The following is an 18,997-nucleotide window of genomic DNA, read 5'->3' on the forward strand; positions in this document are numbered from 1 at the left end:
CTCAAGCCGGGCCAAAGTCGGCCTTGGCAGACCACCGGTCCAAACACTCCGGTCGGTCGTCCGTCGGTGGCAGCGTCGAGCACGCTAGCCTGTCGGCGGAAAAGATGTCCATACCAAAAAAAGGCGGTGGCGATATTTCGCCCCCGCCACGACTTACATCGAATAGCGTCGAAAAAACGACAAATCAGCGAGCCAGGAGGCCTTCGCGCTGTGCACGCTTGCGTGCCAGCTTGCGGACGCGGCGAACGGCTTCAGCCTTTTCGCGAGCGCGCTTCTGGGACGGCTTCTCGTAGTAGTCACGCATCTTCATTTCGCGGAAAATGCCTTCGCGCTGCATCTTCTTCTTGAGAGCGCGGAGCGCCTGATCGACATTGTTATCGCGGACTAGTACCTGCACGTGAATCCCGTTCCTTGGTTCGTGTTGTTTGCTGCTCCGTCAGGTGCGGAGGCAAAAGAGTGACATTCGCTAAGCTGGAAGCTTTACGATTAGATGAGCGGATACCAGATCATCAGGCGAAAGTCCAGCGACGACATGAGGCGGCGCTGAAAAAAACCTGAGATACGAGTGTCGCGCGACTTCTCCCCCGCCGCTTAACCGATCCATAGTCATGTCGCAACTGCGCGCAAGTCCACGCAAATGCGTCGCAAAAGAAACGTTGCGCAGGTCTCGGATTTGCGATTTCTAACTCCAACGAGAATGATCACCGGGAGTAACGGGCCGATGCGCAAATATTCAGTTTTCGCCGTGGCGCGCGAGGCGCTGCGCGGCCACAAGGGATGGGGCCCGCACTGGGCATCGCCGGAGCCGCGAAAGGAGTATGACGCCATCATCATCGGCGGCGGCGGCCATGGCTTGGGAGCAGCCTATTACCTTGCCAAGGAGCACGGCATCACAAATGTCGCGGTGCTCGAAAAGGGATGGATCGGCGGCGGCAATACCGGCCGCAACACGACGATCATCCGGTCCAACTATCTCTATGAAGAGAGCATGGACATCTACGAGCATTCGCTGAAGCTCTGGGAAAACCTCTCGCAGGATCTGAACTACAACGTCATGTATTCGCCCCGCGGCGTGATGATGCTGTCGCACAACATCCATGACCAGCAGTCGTTCAAGCGCCACATCAATGCAAACCGTCTCTACGGCATCGACAACGAGTGGCTGACGCCGGAGCAGGCCAAGGCCTATTGCCCGCCGCTCGATATCGCCAAGACTGCGCGCTACCCGATCAACGGGGCGGCCCTGCAGCGCCGTGGCGGCACGGCCCGCCACGATGCGGTTGCCTGGGGCTATGCGCGTGCGGCCTCCGACCGCGGCGTGCACATCATCCAGAACTGCGAAGTGACCGGGATCCGCCGCGACGAGACCGGCCGGGTCGTCGGGGTCGACACCAATCGCGGCTATATCGGCGCTAAGAAGGTCGGCATTTCCGCCGCCGGCCACACCTCGGTGCTGATGCAGATGGCCGATGTGCGCGTGCCGCTGCAGAGCCAGCCGCTGCAGGCGCTGGTCTCCGAACCGCTGAAGCCGATCTTCCCCTGCGTCGTCATGTCGAACTCGGTGCATGCCTATATCTCGCAGTCCGACAAGGGCGAGTTCGTCATCGGCGCCGGCACCGACCAGTACAATTCCTATTCGCAGACCGGCGGCCTGCAGATCATTACCCATACGCTCGATGCGATCTGCGAGCTCTTTCCGATGTTCCGCCGCGTCAAGATGATGCGGCAGTGGGGCGGCATCGTCGACGTCACCCAGGACCGCTCGCCGATCCAGGGTGTCACGCCGGTTCCGGGCCTCTACCTGAACGCCGGCTGGGGTACGGGCGGCTTCAAGGCGACGCCGGGCTCGGCCCATCTCTTCGCCCATCTGATCGCCAAGGGCGAGCCGCATCGTCTCGCCGCAGGGTTGACGCTGGAGCGCTTCCGCACCGGCCGGCTCATCGACGAAGCGGCTGCCGCCGCCGTTGCGCACTGAGGATTTCGAGATGCTTCTGATCTACTGCCCCTATTGCGAGGAAGAGCGTTCCGAGCTCGAGTTCCGCGGTGCCGGCGACGCCCATATCGCCCGTCCGGAAAACATCGCCGACATCACCGACGAACAGTTCGAGGAATATTTCTTCCTGCGTCAGAACCCCAAGGGTCTGATCTTCGAACGCTGGCGCCACATCCATGGCTGCGGCCGATTCTTCAACGCCGCCCGCGACACGGTCAGCGACCGTTTCTACACCACCTACAAGGCTGGCGAACCGAAGCCTGACATCGCCACCATTCTCCAGAGCGAGCAGGACAAGAACGGCCAGGATAAGGGAGCCGCGAAATGATGGGCGCCAATCGCATTCCAGGCGTCGGCCGCCTGACCCCCGCCCGCACCGCGCGCTTCACCTTCGACGGCCGCACGCTGACGGCGCTCGAGGGCGACACGGTCGCTTCGGCGCTGCTTGCCAACGGCATTCATCTGGTCGGCCGTTCGTTCAAGTACCACCGCCCGCGCGGCATTCTTTCGGCCGGAGCCGAGGAGCCGAACGCGCTGCTCGACGTCTCGCGGGATGCCGCCCGCCGCCAGCCGAACGTGCGCGCCACGGTGCAGGAAGTCTTCGACGGCATGAAGGTGGAATCGCAGAACCGCTGGCCGTCGCTTGCCTTCGACGTCGGCGGCTTCAACGATCTCCTGTCGCCTTTCTTTGCCGCCGGGTTCTACTACAAGACCTTCATGTGGCCGAAGGCTGCCTGGCACGCGATCTACGAACCCTTCATCCGCCGTGCTGCCGGCCTCGGCGTTACGCCGACGGAAGCCGATCCGGATCACTATGCCAGCCGCTACGCGCATTGCGATGTGCTTGTCATCGGTGCGGGTGTTGCCGGTCTATCCGCAGCACTTGCCGCTGCCAAGGCCGGCGCCAAGGTGATCATCTGCGACGAGCAGCCGGAAGTCGGTGGTGCGCTTCGCTACGAGAGTGGCACGACCATCGACGGCAAGGATGGCTGGGACTGGGCGCAGGAGACCGCCAAGACGCTTGCCTCCATGGACAACGTCACGGTGCTCACCCGCACCACCGGCTTCGGCTACTACAACCACAATTTCGTCGGCCTCGTCGAGCGCGTGACCGATCATCTGGCGGCCCTCGACAAGTCGCTGCCGCGTGAACGGCTGTGGCAGGTGCGCGCCAAGAAGGTGATCCTCGCCAACGGCCAGATCGAGCGGCACATGGTGTTCGCCAACAACGACCGCCCGGGCATCATGCTCGCTTCGGCCGGCCGCACCTATCTCAATCACTTCGGCGTCGCAGTCGGCTCCAAGGTTGGCGTCTACACGGCGCATGACTCGGCCTATGAGGCGGCCTTCGACCTGAAGCGGGCCAGTGTTTCGGTTCCTGTTATCGTCGACTGCCGCGAAAATCCGGGCGAGGCGGTGCTGGCCGAAGCGCGCAAGCTCGGCATCGAGGTGCTGACCGGGCATTCGGTGATCAAGGCCGGCGGCAAGCTCCGCGTCAACTCGATCAGCGTCGCCCGCAATGGCGGCGGCTCTGCCCGCAAGTTCGCCGTCGACGCGCTTTTGGTCTCGGCCGGCTGGACACCGTCGGTGCACCTGTTCTCGCAGTCGCGCGGCAAGGTGAAGTTCGATGCGGCGACGCAGCGCTTCCTGCCGGGCACGTACCTGCAGGATTGCCTGTCGATCGGCGCCTGCAACGGCACCGACGACCTGCAGGCAACCATCGACGAGGCGCTTGCGGCCGGCGAACTGACCGCGCGTGCGGCCGGTACAGAGGGCGGTGCGCAGGTGACGCTTTCGGGCGAAAACCGCTACGGCTGGACCGGCGGCATGATCGGCGCTGCAGAAGGCGCTGGTCCCGATACCACGGTTAAGGCCTTCATCGACTTCCAGCACGACGTCTGCGCCAAGGACATTCGTCTGGCGGTGCGCGAAGGCATGCACTCGATCGAGCACATCAAGCGCTTCACCACCAACGGCATGGCGTCCGACCAGGGCAAGCTTTCCAACATGCATGGTCTGGCGATCGCCGCCGAAGCGCTTGGCAAGGACATTCCGCAGGTGGGTCTGACGACCTTCCGCCAGCCCTACACGCCGGTGACCTTCGGAGCGATCGTCAACCACTCGCGTGGTGCCCTGTTCGACCCCGCGCGCAAGACGCCGATCCATGCCTGGGAGGAGGCGCATGGCGCCGAGTTCGAGGATGTCGGCAACTGGAAGCGCGCCTGGTTCTACCCGCGCTCCGGCGAAGACATGCATGAGGCGGTCGCGCGCGAGTGCAAGACGGTGCGCGACGTGGCTGGTGTCTTCGACGCCTCGACGCTCGGCAAGATCGAGGTTGTTGGCCCGGATGCGGCGCAGTTCCTCAATCTCATGTACACCAACGCCTGGGACAACCTGAAGCCCGGCCGCTGCCGCTACGGCATCATGCTGCGCGACGACGGCTTCGTCTATGACGACGGCGTGGTCGGTCGCCTGGCCGAGGATCGCTTCCACGTGACGACGACGACCGGCGGTGCGCCGCGCGTCATGAACCACATGGAAGACTATCTGCAGACCGAGTTCCCGCACCTGAAGGTCTGGCTGACCTCGACGACGGAACAGTGGGCCGTCATCGCCGTGCAGGGACCGAAGGCGCGCGAGATCATCGCTCCGCTCGTCGAGGGCATCGACCTCTCCAACGAGGCCTTCCCGCACATGAGCGTCGCCGAGGGCAGGATCTGCGGCGTGCCGACACGGCTCTTCCGCATGTCGTTCACCGGCGAGCTGGGCTTCGAAGTCAACGTGCCGGCGGACTATGGCCAGGCGGTATGGGAAGCGATCTGGGCACGGGCCGAGCCGATGGGCGCCTGCGCCTACGGCACGGAAACCATGCACGTGCTGCGCGCCGAGAAGGGCTATATCATCGTCGGCCAGGACACCGACGGGACCCTGACGCCGGACGATGCCGGTCTTTCCTGGGCCGTCTCGAAGAAGAAGCCCGACTTCGTCGGTATCCGCGGCCTGAAACGCCCGGATCTCGTCAAGGATGGCCGCAAGCAGCTTGTCGGTCTTCTCACCAAGGATCCGAAGGTGGTGCTGGAGGAAGGCGCGCAGATCGTCGCCGACCCGAACCAGCCAAAGCCGATGACCATGCTCGGTCACGTGACGTCGTCCTACTGGTCGGCAAACTGCGGTCGCTCGATTGCGCTGGCCATGGTGGCCGGTGGCCGCGAGCGCCTCGGCCAGACGCTCTACGTGCCGATGACCGATCGCACCATTGCCGTCGAAGTGAGCGACATGGTGTTCTTTGACAAGGAAGGGGGCCGCCTCCATGGCTGACCAGGTTACTGCAAGCCGCAAGGCGGCACTCACCGCGCGCGGGGGCTCGGCCGAGGCGATCCTGACGCCTGCACCGGCAGCAACGCGCATTTCGCTGCGCGCCGGCGCCGACGCACTGCCGGCCCTTTCGGCCGCACTTGGCGTGACGCTGCCGACCCGGCCGAAGACCTCGGCCTCTTCCGGCCAGCGCCATGCGCTGTGGATCGGCCCGGACGAGTGGCTGGTCATCGACGAAAGCGAGGCCGACCTGTTGGCGGTCGCGGCGTCGAGCGGCACGCTGCATTCGGCGGTCGACATTTCGCATCGCAACGTCGCCGTCATTGTCAGCGGTCCGGGCGCCGACGTGGCTATCAACAGCGGCTGCCCGCAGGATCTGTCGCTGGCGATCTTCCCTGTTGGTGGCTGCTCGCGCACGATCCTCGGCAAGGCGGAGATCATCCTCTTCCGCACTGCCGAGGATCAGTTCCGGGTCGAGTGCTGGCGGTCGTTCTCGCCCTTCGTCTTCGGACTGCTTTCCGAGGGCGCTGCTGACGCCGGCCACTAAATGAAAAAGCCGGGAGGTGCGAGCAAGCACCTCCCGGCATTCGAAGACTGTTTGAAACAGCTCGCTCTCATTGCCGAGCGAGCAAGATGCCTTTTTCGAGGAGCGTGCGCTTCGTCGCATCGTTCAAGTCGTAATCCTGAAGGTGCTCGGGTTCGACCCAGGCATGTTCGACGAACTCGTCGTTGAGGCTGACCTCGCGATTTTCGGCCTCACAGTCAAAGATCAGATAGATCATATGAAGCTGCTCGGTTGAGCCGTCGGCATAGGACTTTGTCCGGATGTCGTCCCGGAAGGTCCAGGGCTTGATCGTTCCGATCTCCAGACGGTCTCCGAGCTCTTCCCGGATTTCACGGCGCAAGCCCTCATCGAGACGTTCGCCCGGCTCGAGGCCGCCACCCGAAAGCGCCCATTGCCCGGGAAACACGCCGCGATCGGGCGGCATCTTGCAGAGCAAGTAGGCGCCCCTGTTCTGAATGAGCGGGCAGACGATGATACGCTGGCGCAATGACTTCTCCATTTACTTATTTTGCGACCACGACAGCCGCCTTGCTTTTTTACGCGAAGCGCAAGTACCAGTAGAGCGCAATCTCGTGCGTTCCCGGCGTCAATTCCGAATAGAGGTGTCGGTCGTGGCCGGCGAGCTCGAAGCCGTAGCGCTCGTAAAAGCGGCAGGCGGCGACATTGTTCGATTGGGTCTCAAGCCTGATCCCCGGCAGGCCCCGTTCCCGCGCCCATGACACTGCCCTGTCCATGAGAGCTCGCGCGACGCCAGCGCGGCGCGCGTCCTTGTCGACGGCGATATCGTCCACCTCGGCATAGCCGTTCCACGCCTTCGAGAGTGCAATGTAACCGGCGAGCTGGCCGTCGAGACGCGCTGTGAAGAGGGCGGCATCCGGCCCAGCCGCGGTCTCCACAAGCTCGTCCGGATCGGATCCATAGGTCTTGATGTAGCTCTCGACCGGAGCGACGTCGCCGAGACCGGGGCCGGTGAAGGGCGGCAGTGCCTCGGACGTGACCTCGAAGAAAAAGTCGCAGCCGGCAAAGTCGCTGACGAAACGCCCGTCGGCCGGCTCGACGATGACTGCTGCTGTCATGGGATCTGCCTGCTCAAACCGCCTCAGGCATCGGCGGGGCGATCCTTGGGATCGAACTGGATGATCGTCTGCCAGGTTGCCGTCAGCGCCGGCTTGCGCTCGCCTTCGATCTCGACGCTGACGTCGTAGGTGATCATCAGCATGCTGGCGCCGCGGAAGCGGGCATCGGCCATGGTGAAGTGGCCGCGCACCTTGGCGCCGCTCTTCACCGGCGCGATGAAGCGCACTTTCTCGAAGCCGTAATTGATGCCCATGGTCTGTTCGCGGATTTTCGGCAGGCAATTGTAGTTCATTGCGGAGAGCAATGAGAGCGACAGGAAGCCATGCGCGATCGTGCCGCCGAAGGGCGTTTCGGCAGCGGCCCGCACCGGGTCGACGTGAATATACTGATAGTCGCTGGTTGCCTCGGCGAATTTGTCGATTGTTTCCTGCGTGACCGTGATCCAGTCGGAAACGCCGACCTCCTTGCCGACCAGCACCTTGATCTCAGAAAGTGAAATGTCGTGCAGCATGTAAACGCCTCGAAACAAGCCCCCCAAGCGATCTATAGGCTCGCCCGTTGCAACCTGCAAGTGGTGGAAAAGCTTTAGAAAACCTCGACGAAGAAGGCAACGGAGCGCGGCGCCACGTGATCGGCGGGGGATGACGCTGCGAGCGCATCCTGCCATTTTCCATTGACGCTGTCGGGCAGGCGGAGGGGATGCGGCGCATGGCTGCGATTGATGACGACGGCAAGCCGCGTTGCCCGCTTCTGGGTGCGGTCGGGGGTGGTCAGCACCATTGTCAGATTGTCCGTTGCCGGATGCTCCCAGTCGGTCACGGTCATCGGGTGACCGTCGAGACGGCACCACTCGACGTCGCCGTTTCCTGTCAGGAACGTGGTCTCGTCGAAAACGCCGAAGCGGGAGCGCATGGCTGACAGGGCTGCAGTATGGGCGACGATCTCATCGTCCATCGCCGTCCAGTCGAGCCAGGTGATGGCGTTGTCCTGGCAGTAGGCGTTGTTGTTGCCCTGCTGGCTGCGCCCGGCTTCGTCGCCGGCGGTCAGCATGATCGTGCCGCGGGTGGCAAAGAGCGTGCCGATGAGCGCCATCACGTCATGGCGGCGAGCCGCCTTGATTTCCGGATCCGCCGTCGGCCCTTCGGCGCCATTGTTCCAGGAATGGTTCTCGTTGTGGCCGTCGCGATTTTCCTCGCCGTTCGCCTCGTTGTGCTTGCCGGCATAGGAGACGAGATCGGCCAGCGTGAAGCCGTCATGGGCGGCGATGAAGTTGACCGTGCGCGTGCCGCTCTCACCCCAGCGGGCGAAACTGCCTGAGGAGCCGGCAAGCGCTGTCGCCAGCGCGCCAATCGAATGGCGATCGCCGCGCCAGTAGATGCGGAGGTCGTCGCGGGCGCGGTCGTTCCACTCGAGGAAGGGCGCGGGGAAATTGCCGAGCTGGTAGCCACCGGGACCGATATCCCAGGGCTCGGCGATCAGCACCCGGTCGGCAAGCAGCGGATCGGCCGCAATCGCCTGAAAGAGTGGGGCATCGCGGTGGAAGCCGCCCATGTCGCGGCCGAGGATCGAGGCGAGATCGAAGCGGAAGCCGTCGACGCCGGCAGCGCTGACGAAGTGGCGCAGGCTGTCGAGGATCAGTGCCTCGACCACCGGATTGTCGCAGGCGATCGTGTTGCCGCAGCCGGTATCGTTGATCAGTTCGCCCGGGCGGTCGGTGGCGTGACGATAATAAGTCAGGTTGTCGAGGCCGCGCATCGACAGCGTTGTGCCGAAGCGATCGCTTTCACCGGAGTGGTTGAAAACGAGATCGAGGATGACGCCGATGCCGGCCTTGCGCAGCGCCTCGACGGTCTTTCGCAGCTCCTTGATGCCGCCCGGCACCAGGCGCGGATCGAGTGCCATAGGGGCGATCGGATTATAACCCCAGCCGTTCTTCAGACCGAGCGGTGGCAGATGGCGTTCGTCGATCCAGGCGACGATCGGCATCAGCTCGATGGCCGAGACGCCGAGGCGCTTCAGATGTTCGATGATGGCGGGCTCGGCGAGGGCGGCCACCGTGCCGCGCTTGGCTTTGGGTACGTCGGGATGGAGGATGGTGAAAGGCTTGACGGCGATTTCGTAGACAAGGCCGCCGGAGCGAAAGAGCGGCGCCTTCACCTTGGCAGCCTTCACCTCGGTGACGATCGCTTTCGGTACGAGGTCGGCGGTGTCTTCGCCAAAGATCGTCAGGCGCGGATCATGGCCAAACGGGCGGTCGAGTTCGATGGCATAGGGATCGACGAGAAGCTTGGATGGATCGAACCAGAGACCGTGATCGGGCGAATAGACGCCATCGGCCCGGAAGCCGTAGCGCGTTCCTTTCGGCGCGTCGGCAACCTTCAAGCTGTGAATGTCGCCGTTCCGCGTCATCGGCAGCTGGCGCAGCTGTTTGGCGCCTGATTTGTCGAAAAGGCAGAGATCGATACGGGCGGCATTGTGCGACCAGACCGAAAACACGGTGCCTTCGGAGGTGATGGTGGCACCGAGGGGTGGGTTTCCTTTGGTCGGCATGAAGGCGGCCCTCTTCGTGGTGTCGTCGGTGTGTGTGACCCACCCCCCTCTGCCCGGCCGGGCATCTGCCCCACAAGGGGGAGGTTGACTTGTGGCATCCTCCCATTCCACCGATAAACCGATGCGTTGGTTTACGGGCGAGGGGATCCCTGCGACGTCAACGCCATCTTAGGGCAAGGCCGTGCCGCAGATCGATCTCCCCCTTGTGAGGGAGATGCCCGGCAGGGCAGAGGGGGGTAAGCGGCAAACGAAAAAGGGCCGCATCAGCGGCCCCGATAGTGCGGTATTTCAGGTAATGACGCTCGGCTCGGTGCGGCCGGTGCGGGTCTTGATGCTGGCGATCTCTTCGGCAACGGCGATGAGATCGGCGAGCGCCGTCTGCGTCTCGATATCGTGACGCGAGGCGTCCGGCTCGAAGCGCTCGATATAGACGCGCAGCGTTGCTCCCGATGTGCCGGTGCCCGACAGGCGGAAGACGACGCGGGAGCCGCCTTCGAACAGGATGCGGATGCCCTGGTTCTTGCTGACGGAATGGTCGACCGGATCGTTGTAGGCGAAGTCGTCCGCGGTCGCGACCTTGAGCGCGCCGAAGGACTTGCCGGGCAGCGTGGCAAGCTGGTCGCGCAGGTTGGCGATCAGGCCATTGGCCGCATCAGAATCGACCTCTTCGTAGTCGTGGCGCGAATAGTAGTTGCGGCCGTAGGTCGCCCAATGGTTCTTGACGATGTCGAGCGCGCTTTCCTTGCGCACCGCCAGAATGTTGAGCCACAGCAGGACTGCCCAGAGCCCGTCCTTCTCGCGCACGTGGTTGGAGCCGGTGCCCGCACTTTCCTCGCCGCAGATCGTCGCCATGCCCTCGTCGAGCAGGTTGCCGAAGAACTTCCAGCCGGTCGGCGTCTCGTAGATGCCGATGCCGAGCTTTTCGGCGACACGGTCGGCAGCACCACTGGTCGGCATCGAACGGGCGATACCTGCAAGACCCTTGGCATAGCCGGGTGCCAGATGCGCGTTGGCGGCGAGCATGGCCAGACTGTCGGACGGTGTGATGAAGATGCCGCGGCCGATGACGAGGTTGCGGTCGCCGTCGCCGTCGGAAGCGGCGCCGAAATCCGGTGCGTCGGGCGCCATCATCGTCTCATAGAGTGCGCGGGCATGAACCAGATTCGGGTCCGGGTGGTGGCCGCCGAAATCGGGCAGCGGGATGAAGTTCATCACCGAGCCCTTAGGCGCGCCGAGTCGCTTTTCGATGATCTCCTTGGCATAGGGACCGGTAACGGCGCTCATCGCATCGAAGACGACGCGGAAGCCGCCTTCAATCATTTTGCGGATCGCGCCGAAGTCGAACAGGCTTTCCATCAACTCGGCATAATCGGCGACGGGATCGATGACGGTGATCGTCATGCCGTCGATGTCCTGCGTGCCTTCGGCATCAAGGTTGATGTCGGCGACATCGGAGATCTTGTAGCTGTCGATCACCTTGCTGCGCGCGAAGATCGCGTCAGTGATCTTCTCCGGTGCCGGGCCGCCATTGCCGATGTTGTACTTGATGCCGAAGTCTTCGGTCGGGCCGCCAGGATTGTGGCTGGCCGACAACACGATGCCGCCAAAGGCTTTGTACTTGCGGATGACGTTGGAGGCAGCCGGCGTCGACAGGATGCCGCCGCGGCCGACGAGCACGCGGCCGAAGCCGTTGGCCGCCGCCATCTTGATGGCGATCTGGATGATTTCGCGGTTGTAGAAGCGACCGTCGCCGCCGATGACAAGCGTTTCGCCCTGAAAGCCTTCGAGCGAATCGAAGATCGACTGGATGAAGTTCTCGGCATAGTTCTTCTGCTGGAAGACCGGGACCTTCTTGCGCAGCCCTGACGTGCCAGGCTTCTGGTCGCCGTAGGGGGTTGTGGTAACCGTTCTTATCATGCTGACTTAACCTTTCCCGAGAAGTCCGGAATAAAGAGAGACGTAACGCTCGGCACTTGTGGCCCAGGAAACGTCCGATTTCATGCCCTGGGTCTGAATTTTCGACCAGACTTTGGGCTCGCTGTATGCACGCAGCACCCGCCGGATCGCAAGCCGCAACCCATCGGCATTGACAGGCGTGAACTGGAAGCCGGTCGCGACCTTGGCCGCAAGCCCGGCCTCGTTGGCGTCGATGATGGTATCGGCAAGGCCGCCGGTGCGGGCGACGACCGGCACGCAGCCGTAGCGCAGGCCATAGAGCTGGGTAAGCCCGCAGGGCTCGAAGCGCGACGGAATGAGGATGGCGTCGGAGCCCGCCTGCATCAGATGCGACAGCGGCTCGTTGTAGCCGGTGACCATGCCGATATGGCCGCGATGGCGGGAGGCAGCGGCGAGCAGCGCGCCTTCGAGCGCCGCGTCGCCGGAGCCGAGCACCACGAGCTTGCCGCCCATGGCGACGAGCTCGTCGGCGATCTCGGCGACCAGATCCATGCCCTTCTGCCAGGTGAGCCGGCTGACAACGCAGAAGATCGGGCCGTTGCCTTTTTCAAGGCCGAAGCGTTCCTCGAGCGCACGCCGGTTGGCCGCGCGCTGCTTCAGGCTCGTTGCGCTGAAATGCTGGGCGATGTGCGGGTCGGTCTGCGGATCCCAGATGTCGGCGTCGATGCCGTTGACGATGCCAGAGAGGTCGGCGACGCGGCTCTTCAACAGGCCTTCGAGGCCCATGCCGAATTCGGGCGTCAGGATTTCCTGCGCATAGGAGGGGCTGACGGTGGTAATGGCGTCGGCGGTCTGCAGGCCGCCCTTCAGGAAGCCGACGTCGCCGTAATATTCGACGAACTGCATCGAGAAGGCTTCGGCGGGAAGGGCAAGCTCGGGGAAGACTAAGGCGCCGAACTGGCCCTGGAAGGCGATGTTGTGGATCGTCATCACCGTCGGCGTTGCGGCCGCCGGGCCGAAATGCATGTAGACCGGCGTCAGCGCCGTCTGCCAGTCATGGGCGTGAACGATATCGGGTTTCCAGCCCGAGACGACATCGCCGCCGGCAATTTCTGCCGCCGCAAGCGAGAGTGCTGCAAAGCGGCGGAAATTGTCGACGTAGTCGCGGCCGGTGGCATCGACATAGGGGCCGCCGTCTCGGGCGTAGAGTTCAGGCTGGTCGAGGACCAGCAGATCGAGCCCGTCGATTTCGGCGGCGAAAACTGTCGCCGGATTGCCGAACAGGTTTTCGAAACTGCCGACCTTCTTTTTCTTCTTCAGCTTCTGCAGCACGGCCGGATAGCCGGGCACCAGCGTGCGGGTCTTGACGCCGTGCGGCAAAAGCGCTGCCGGAAGCGCGCCGACGACATCGGCAAGCCCCCCGGTCTTGATCAGCGGATAGACTTCGGACGCAACGGAGAGGACGTTCATGGATGCCTACATTCCCAGTTTGTCGATCATCGTTTGCGTGATCAGGCAGACGCCGTTTTCCGAACGCCGGAAACGCTTGGCATCGAGCACCGGATCGTCCCCGACGACGAGGCCCTCGGGGATCACGACACGGCTGTCGATGACCACGTTGCGCAGCGTCGCGTGGCGACCGATTTTCACATCGGGAAGAACTACGGCATTCTCCAGACGGGAATATGAATTTACGCGGACACCTGTGAACAACAGGCTGCGGTTGAGTGCGGCGCCTGAGATAATGCAGTCGCCGGAGATCAGCGACGAGGTTGCCGAGCCGCGGCGGTTTTCATCGTCATGCACGAATTTCGCCGGCGGCTTGATCTCGGCAAAGGTCCAGATCGGCCAGGTGCTGTCGTAGATGTCGAGCTCCGGCGTCACGTGGGTCAGGTCGATATTGGCCTGCCAATAGGCATCGATCGTGCCGACGTCGCGCCAGTAGGCCTCGCGCTCGAAGTCCGACCGCACGCAGGACTCTGCGAAACGGTGGGCGACGGCTTTGCCGTTATCGACGATGTAGGGGATGATGTCCTTGCCGAAGTCGCGGCTCGATTTCGGATCGGCGGCGTCGCGGCGCAGAAGATCCATCAGGAACTTCGTGTGGAAGACATAGATGCCCATGGAGGCAAGCGCCATCTCCGGATTGCCGGGAATGCCCGGCGGATCGGCCGGCTTCTCGACGAAGGCGATGATGCGGTCCTTTTCGTCGACATGCATCACGCCGAAGCCGGTTGCTTCCATCCGCGGCACCTCGAGGCAGCCGATGGTGACGTCGGCGCCGGAATCGACGTGCTGCTGCAGCATCAATTCGTAGTCCATCTTGTAAATATGGTCGCCAGCAAGGATCACCATGTACTCGACGCCATGGTCCTCAATGATGTCGATGTTCTGGTAAACGGCGTCGGCCGTGCCTTCGTACCATTGCGTTTCGGAAACGCGCTGGCTGGCCGGGAGAATATCGAAGCTTTCGTTTCGCTCCGGGCGGAAGAAGTTCCAGCCACGCTGCAGGTGGCGGATCAGCGAATGCGCCTTGTACTGGGTGGCGACGCCGATGCGGCGGATACCGGAGTTGAGCGCGTTCGACAGCGCGAAGTCGATGATACGGGCCTTGCCGCCGAAATAGACCGCCGGCTTCGCCCGTCGGTCGGTCAGTTCCTTCAGGCGACTGCCGCGACCGCCGGCGAGAACATAGGCCATGGCATCACGTGCCAGAGGTTGCGTACGCTTTTCCACCATTTGTCCTCCCCATTCATTGACCTTAAGGGGTCGTCACGGCGGCCTTCTGCGACGCCTTGCGGCCCTCGATATTTGCAGTCTTCCGCCGCCTTCGGCTGGCGGATCGGATAAATTACTCTTGTTCCAGCATCAGTGTCGCGAGCGGCGGCAGGGTGATGTTGGCCATGATCGCTCCCGTGCTGTTCTTCTCGGCAAAAACCGCGCCGCCATTGCCCTTGCCGCTTCCTCCATAGATTTCCGCGTCGCTGTTGAGGATCTCCTTCCAGCGACCCTTGACTGGCAGCGGGATGGCGTAGCTTTCCCGGTAGACGGGGGTGAAATTGGTGATGACGGCGACGAGTTTTTCGCCGGGCGCCTTGCGCAGCCAGGCAAAGACCGAGTTGTCGCGGTCGTCGGCCAGCAGCCATTCGAAACCTTCGCCTTCGCAATCGCGCGCATGCAGCGCCGGCTTGGCACGGTAGGTGCCGTTCAAGTCACGCACCAGCCGTCGCATGCCCTCGTGCAGATGGTATTCGAGCAGGTTCCAGTCGAGCGCCCGATCCTCGGACCATTCGCGCCATTGCGCGAACTCCTGACCCATGAACAAGAGCTTCTTGCCGGGATAGCCCCACATGAAGGCGTAGTAGGCCCGGAGATTGGCGAACTTCTGCCAGTCGTCGCCGGCCATCTTGGCGATCAGCGAGCCCTTGCCGTGCACGACCTCGTCATGGGACAGCGGCAGCACGAAGTTCTCGTTGAAGGCATAAAGCAGGCCGAATGTCAGGTCGTTGTGGTGGAACTTGCGGTGCACCGGCTCGCGCGACAGATATTGCAGCGTGTCGTGCATGAAGCCCATGTTCCACTTGAAGCCGAACCCGAGACCCCCCGCATGGACCGGATGGGAGACCTTCGGCCAGGAGGTCGATTCCTCGGCGATCGTCAGGATACCCTTGTGAGAGCCGTATATTTCCGTGTTCAGCGTCTGTAGGAAACGGACGGCCTCGAGGTTCTCGTTGCCGCCATATTCGTTCGGCACCCACTCGCCGTGCTTGCGCGAGTAGTCGAGGTAGAGCATCGAGGCGACCGCATCGACGCGCAGGCCGTCGACATGGAATTTTTCCGCCCAGTAGAGCGCATTGTTGACGAGGAACGACAGCACTTCCTGGCGGCCGAAATTGTAGATCGCCGTGTTCCAGTCGGGGTGGAAGCCTTGGCGCGGATCCTCGTGTTCGTAGAGTGCGGTGCCGTCGAACCAGCGCAGGCCGTGCTCGTCGGTCGGGAAATGCGCCGGCACCCAGTCGAGGATGACGCCGATGCCGACCTTGTGGCAGCCGTTGACGAAGCGGGCAAAACCTTCGGGCTCGCCGAAACGGGCGGTCGGCGCATAAAGACCGGTTGTCTGGTAGCCCCAGGAGGGGTCGAAAGGAAACTCCGAGATCGGCAGAAACTCGATATGAGTAAAGCCCATGTCGACGCAGTAGGGGATCAGCCGGTCGGCAAGCTCGTCCCAGGAGAGCATCTCGCCATTGTCGCGGCGCTGCCAGGAACCGGCGTGCACTTCGTAGATCGAGATCGGTTGCCGTCTTGCGTCGGCCGAGGCCCAATGCTTGCGGTGTGCCTCGTCGTCCCAGGTCTGCGCGATTTCCGGCGTGGTCATCGAGGCCGTGTTCGGGCGTAGTTCGGAGCGCCGGGCAAAGGGATCGGCCTTGAGCGGCAGACGCGTGCCGTTGCGGTCGAGGATCTCGTACTTGTAGACAAGGCCCGCATCGACGCCGGGAATGAAGATTTCCCAGATGCCGGTGTCGGTGCGCAACCGCATGACGTGGCGACGGCCGTCCCAGTCGTTGAACTGGCCGACGACCGAAACACGCTTCGCATTGGGTGCCCAGACGGCGAAATGGTAGCCGCTGGCACCGTCATGCTCGATCGGGTGCGCCCCCATCTTGTCGAAGAGCCTGAGATGCGAGCCTTCGCGAATGTAATAATCGTCCATCGGCCCGAGAACCGGACCGAAGCTGTAGGGATCAACGACCACCCATTCGCCGCCCTGATTGCGGGCGCGGTAGCGGACGGGCTGTGGCTTCTTCAGCGCCACCGGGCCTTCGAAGAAGCCGGCATCGTCGCGCCGTTCGATCGCCCCCAGGTCCTTGCCCGAGAGCGTTTCGACCGTCACCGTCTCGGCATCGGGGATGAAGCAGCGGGCAAGGACGGTCTTGCCGACGGGGTGCACGCCAAGAACCGCAAAGGGGTCGTCATGCGTGCCCTTGAGGATGGCCGCGATATCCGGGGCTGACAGCAGACCTGAAGCTGCGGGTTCCGGGTCCTTGCCGGCCGAGGGCGTCATCCAGCTCTCCAGATTTCCCCGGCATATTGCCGGATGGTGCGATCGGACGAGAACCAGCCCATCCGTGCGGTGTTGCGGATTGCCTGCGCGTGCCAGTCGGACGGCGTCGTCCAGAGCTGGTCGAGCTCGCGCTGCGCCTTGGCGTAGGCTTCAAAATCGGCAGCGACCATGAACCAGTCGTGATTGTAGAGCCCTTCGACGAGGCTTGCGAAGCGATTGCGGTCATCGGGCGAGAACACGCCGGACGCAATCGCCTGCAGCGCCTGCGACAGCTCGCGCGAGCCTTCGATGATGGCGCGCGGATTGTGACCTTCGGCGCGTGCCCTGGTCACCTCTTCGGCGGTCATGCCGAAAATCTTGATGTTTTCCTCGCCGATCCAGTCGCGCATCTCGACATTGGCGCCGTCGAGCGTACCGATCGTCAAGGCGCCGTTCAGCGCGAACTTCATGTTGCCGGTGCCCGATGCTTCCATGCCGGCCGTCGAGATCTGCTCGGAAAGGTCGGCAGCCGGAACCATGATCTCGGCGAGCGAGACGTTGTAGTTCGGCACGAAGACGATCTTCAGGAGGCCGCGCACCGCCGGATCGTTGTTGACGACACGGGCGACGTCGTTGGCCAGTTTGATGATCAGCTTGGCATTGTGATAGCTCGGCGCCGCCTTGCCGGCAAAGAGCTTGACGCGCGGCACCCAGTCGAGCTCCGGATGGGAGCGGATCTGGTCGTAGAGCGCCACGGCCTCGATGATGTTGAGGAGCTGGCGCTTGTACTCGTGGATGCGCTTGATCTGGATGTCGAACATCGCCGACGGATCGAGCCGGATGCCGAGGCGGCTCTGCACGAGCTGCGCGAGGCGCACCTTGTTGGCGCGTTTGACCGCGGCGAAATGTTCCTGGAAGTCCGCCTTGTCGGCGAAGACGTCGAGCGCCTGCAGCGCCTCGGTATTGTCCATGAACTCGTCGCCGATCGCGTCGCGGATCAGTCCGAAGAGACCGGGATTGCACTGCATCAGCCAGCGGCGCGGCGTAATGCCGTTGGTCTTGTTGTTGATGCGGTCCGGGTAGAGCTTGTGCAGGTCGGCAAACACCGTTTCCTTCATCAGCTCGGTGTGCAGAGCCGAAACGCCGTTGATCGAGTGCGAGCCGACAAAGGCGAGATTGCCCATGCGCACGCGTCGTTCGCCGCTTTCGTCGATCAGCGAGATGTTGCGGATTTCGTCGTCCGTGGCGCCCTTCTGGCGGCGGGCCTCGATCAGGATCTTGGCGTTGATCGCATAGACGATCTGCATGTGGCGCGGCAGCAGGCGCTCGATCAGCGGTACCGGCCAGCTTTCGAGCGCTTCGGGCAGAAGCGTGTGGTTGGTGTAGGAGATCGTGCGGCGGGTGATGTCCCAGGCCTGCTCGAAATCGAGGCCGTGCAGGTCGGTCAAGAGCCGCACCAGTTCGGCAATGGAAATGGCTGGATGGGTGTCATTGAGCTGGATGGCGACGGCGTCCGGCAGCGAGTTGAAATCCGGGTATTGCTGCAGGTGACGGCGCAGGATGTCCTGCAGCGAGGCCGAGGAGAAGAAGTATTCCTGGCGTAGGCGCAGCTCCTGGCCCGCTGGCGTCGCGTCGGCCGGATAGAGAACACGCGTCAGGCTTTCCGCCTTGTTGCTTTCGCGAAGGGCGCCGATGTGGTCGCCGGCGTTGAAGGCGGCCAGCAGGATCGGGTCAATCGGCTGCGCGGTCCACAAGCGCAGCGTGTTGACGCGTTTTGCCCGCCAGCCGACGGCGGGCGTGTCGAAGGCGGTGGCGATGACGCGCTCGGCCGGTTTCCACACGAAACGCTGGATTTCCTCGTCGACATTGGCGGTTTCGACGACGCCGCCGAAGCCGATTTCGTAGGAGCTTTCGCGGCGTTCGAATTCCCAGGGGTTGCCGTGGGCAAGCCAGGTTTCGGGTAGTTCCACCTGCCAGCCATCGGCCATCTGCTGGCGGAAGAGGCCATGCATGTAGCGGATGCCGTAGCCATAGGCGGGTACGTCGACGGTCGCCATCGATTCCATGAAACAGGCAGCCAGCCGTCCGAGACCGCCATTGCCGAGGGCCGCATCCGGCTCGAGCTGGGCGACGACATCGATATCGACGCCGAGGGAGGCGAGTGCATCGCGCATCTCGTCCATCAGGCCGATATTGGTCATCGCATCGCGCATCAGCCGGCCGATTAGGAATTCGAGCGAGAGATAATAAACGCGCTTGGCGCCGGTCGCGTAGGTCTTGCGGGTGGAGTCCATCCACTTGTCGGTGATGCGGTCACGCGCAACCAGGATCGCCGCCGTCAGCCAGTCATGGGGCTTGGCGACCTTCGGGTCCTTACCGATGCGGTACTTCAGACGTTCGAGGATTTCGACGGCGAGCTGGCTAGGTTCAGACGACCTTGGGGCGGGCTGCGGCACGTCGTTGGTGGAGAGCCTGTTCATCATGAAACTGTCTTTACCCTTTTGCGTTGGGAGATCGCAGGCCGGACCCGACCGGGGATAAGGCCAATTTATGCATCGAT

At 63.1% G+C, this 18,997-nt stretch carries 14 protein-coding genes; 4 read left to right on the plus strand and 10 right to left on the minus strand.

Annotation, left to right across the window (positions count from 1 at the left end; translation table 11 throughout):
- Nucleotides 1-184: 184 nt before the first annotated feature.
- Nucleotides 185-397 carry a 30S ribosomal protein S21 gene (gene rpsU, locus IB279_RS28500; RefSeq protein ID WP_034786884.1) on the minus strand — a complete coding sequence of 71 codons (213 nt, stop codon included), beginning with the start codon at nucleotides 395-397 and terminating at the stop codon, nucleotides 185-187.
- Between the two features lie 324 nt (nucleotides 398-721).
- On the opposite strand from rpsU, the gene IB279_RS28505 reads away from it, so the two are divergent.
- The 4 genes from IB279_RS28505 to soxG are packed head-to-tail and all read left to right on the plus strand — an operon-like array spanning nucleotide 722 to nucleotide 5,855.
- A complete protein-coding gene (locus tag IB279_RS28505) occupies nucleotides 722-1,975 on the plus strand; it encodes a sarcosine oxidase subunit beta family protein (RefSeq protein WP_034786880.1) in 1,254 nt (417 codons plus the stop codon).
- Nucleotides 1,976-1,985: 10 nt separating this feature from the next.
- Nucleotides 1,986-2,321 carry a sarcosine oxidase subunit delta gene (locus IB279_RS28510; protein WP_034786877.1) on the plus strand — a complete coding sequence of 112 codons (336 nt, stop codon included), beginning with the start codon at nucleotides 1,986-1,988 and terminating at the stop codon, nucleotides 2,319-2,321.
- A complete protein-coding gene (locus IB279_RS28515) occupies nucleotides 2,318-5,311 on the plus strand; it encodes a sarcosine oxidase subunit alpha (protein ID WP_034786875.1) in 2,994 nt (997 codons plus the stop codon). Before IB279_RS28510 ends, IB279_RS28515 begins: the two co-directional genes overlap by 4 nt.
- The gene (soxG, locus tag IB279_RS28520) at nucleotides 5,304-5,855 is read left to right on the plus strand and encodes a sarcosine oxidase subunit gamma family protein (protein WP_112771908.1); all 552 of its coding nucleotides are present in this window, start codon (nucleotides 5,304-5,306) and stop codon (nucleotides 5,853-5,855) included. Before IB279_RS28515 ends, soxG begins: the two co-directional genes overlap by 8 nt.
- A gap of 67 nt (nucleotides 5,856-5,922) precedes the next feature.
- On the opposite strand, the gene nudI is transcribed toward soxG, so the two are convergent.
- The 9 genes from nudI to IB279_RS28565 form a co-directional block, all read right to left on the minus strand.
- Nucleotides 5,923-6,360, minus strand: a complete 438-nt coding sequence (gene nudI, locus IB279_RS28525; protein WP_034786869.1) for a nucleoside triphosphatase NudI — start codon at nucleotides 6,358-6,360, stop codon at nucleotides 5,923-5,925.
- A 49-nt stretch (nucleotides 6,361-6,409) separates the two neighbouring features.
- Nucleotides 6,410-6,949, minus strand: a complete 540-nt coding sequence (locus IB279_RS28530; protein ID WP_112771909.1) for an N-acetyltransferase — start codon at nucleotides 6,947-6,949, stop codon at nucleotides 6,410-6,412.
- A 23-nt stretch (nucleotides 6,950-6,972) separates the two neighbouring features.
- A complete protein-coding gene (locus IB279_RS28535; protein ID WP_034786863.1) occupies nucleotides 6,973-7,461 on the minus strand; it encodes a MaoC family dehydratase in 489 nt (162 codons plus the stop codon).
- Between the two features lie 74 nt (nucleotides 7,462-7,535).
- Nucleotides 7,536-9,500: a glycogen debranching protein GlgX gene (gene glgX, locus IB279_RS28540; RefSeq protein ID WP_112771910.1), complete on the minus strand. Its 1,965-nt coding sequence runs from the start codon at nucleotides 9,498-9,500 to the stop codon at nucleotides 7,536-7,538.
- A gap of 288 nt (nucleotides 9,501-9,788) precedes the next feature.
- Entirely contained in the window at nucleotides 9,789-11,417 is a 1,629-nt protein-coding gene (locus IB279_RS28545) for an alpha-D-glucose phosphate-specific phosphoglucomutase (protein ID WP_112771911.1), read from the minus strand.
- Between the two features lie 6 nt (nucleotides 11,418-11,423).
- A complete protein-coding gene (gene glgA / locus IB279_RS28550) occupies nucleotides 11,424-12,866 on the minus strand; it encodes a glycogen synthase GlgA (protein WP_112771912.1) in 1,443 nt (480 codons plus the stop codon).
- 6 nt (nucleotides 12,867-12,872) lie between these two features.
- Nucleotides 12,873-14,135, minus strand: a complete 1,263-nt coding sequence (gene glgC, locus IB279_RS28555) for a glucose-1-phosphate adenylyltransferase (protein WP_034786853.1) — start codon at nucleotides 14,133-14,135, stop codon at nucleotides 12,873-12,875.
- A 112-nt stretch (nucleotides 14,136-14,247) separates the two neighbouring features.
- Entirely contained in the window at nucleotides 14,248-16,458 is a 2,211-nt protein-coding gene (gene glgB / locus IB279_RS28560; RefSeq protein ID WP_034786849.1) for a 1,4-alpha-glucan branching protein GlgB, read from the minus strand.
- Nucleotides 16,455-18,920 (minus strand): glycogen/starch/alpha-glucan phosphorylase, encoded by a 2,466-nt coding sequence (locus tag IB279_RS28565; RefSeq protein WP_089044955.1) that lies wholly within the window; start codon nucleotides 18,918-18,920, stop codon nucleotides 16,455-16,457. Before IB279_RS28565 ends, glgB begins: the two co-directional genes overlap by 4 nt.
- Between the last annotated feature and the right edge of the window lie 77 nt (nucleotides 18,921-18,997).

The organism is Ensifer sp. ENS06, from assembly GCF_014852205.1.
GTDB lineage: Bacteria > Pseudomonadota > Alphaproteobacteria > Rhizobiales > Rhizobiaceae > Ensifer > Ensifer adhaerens.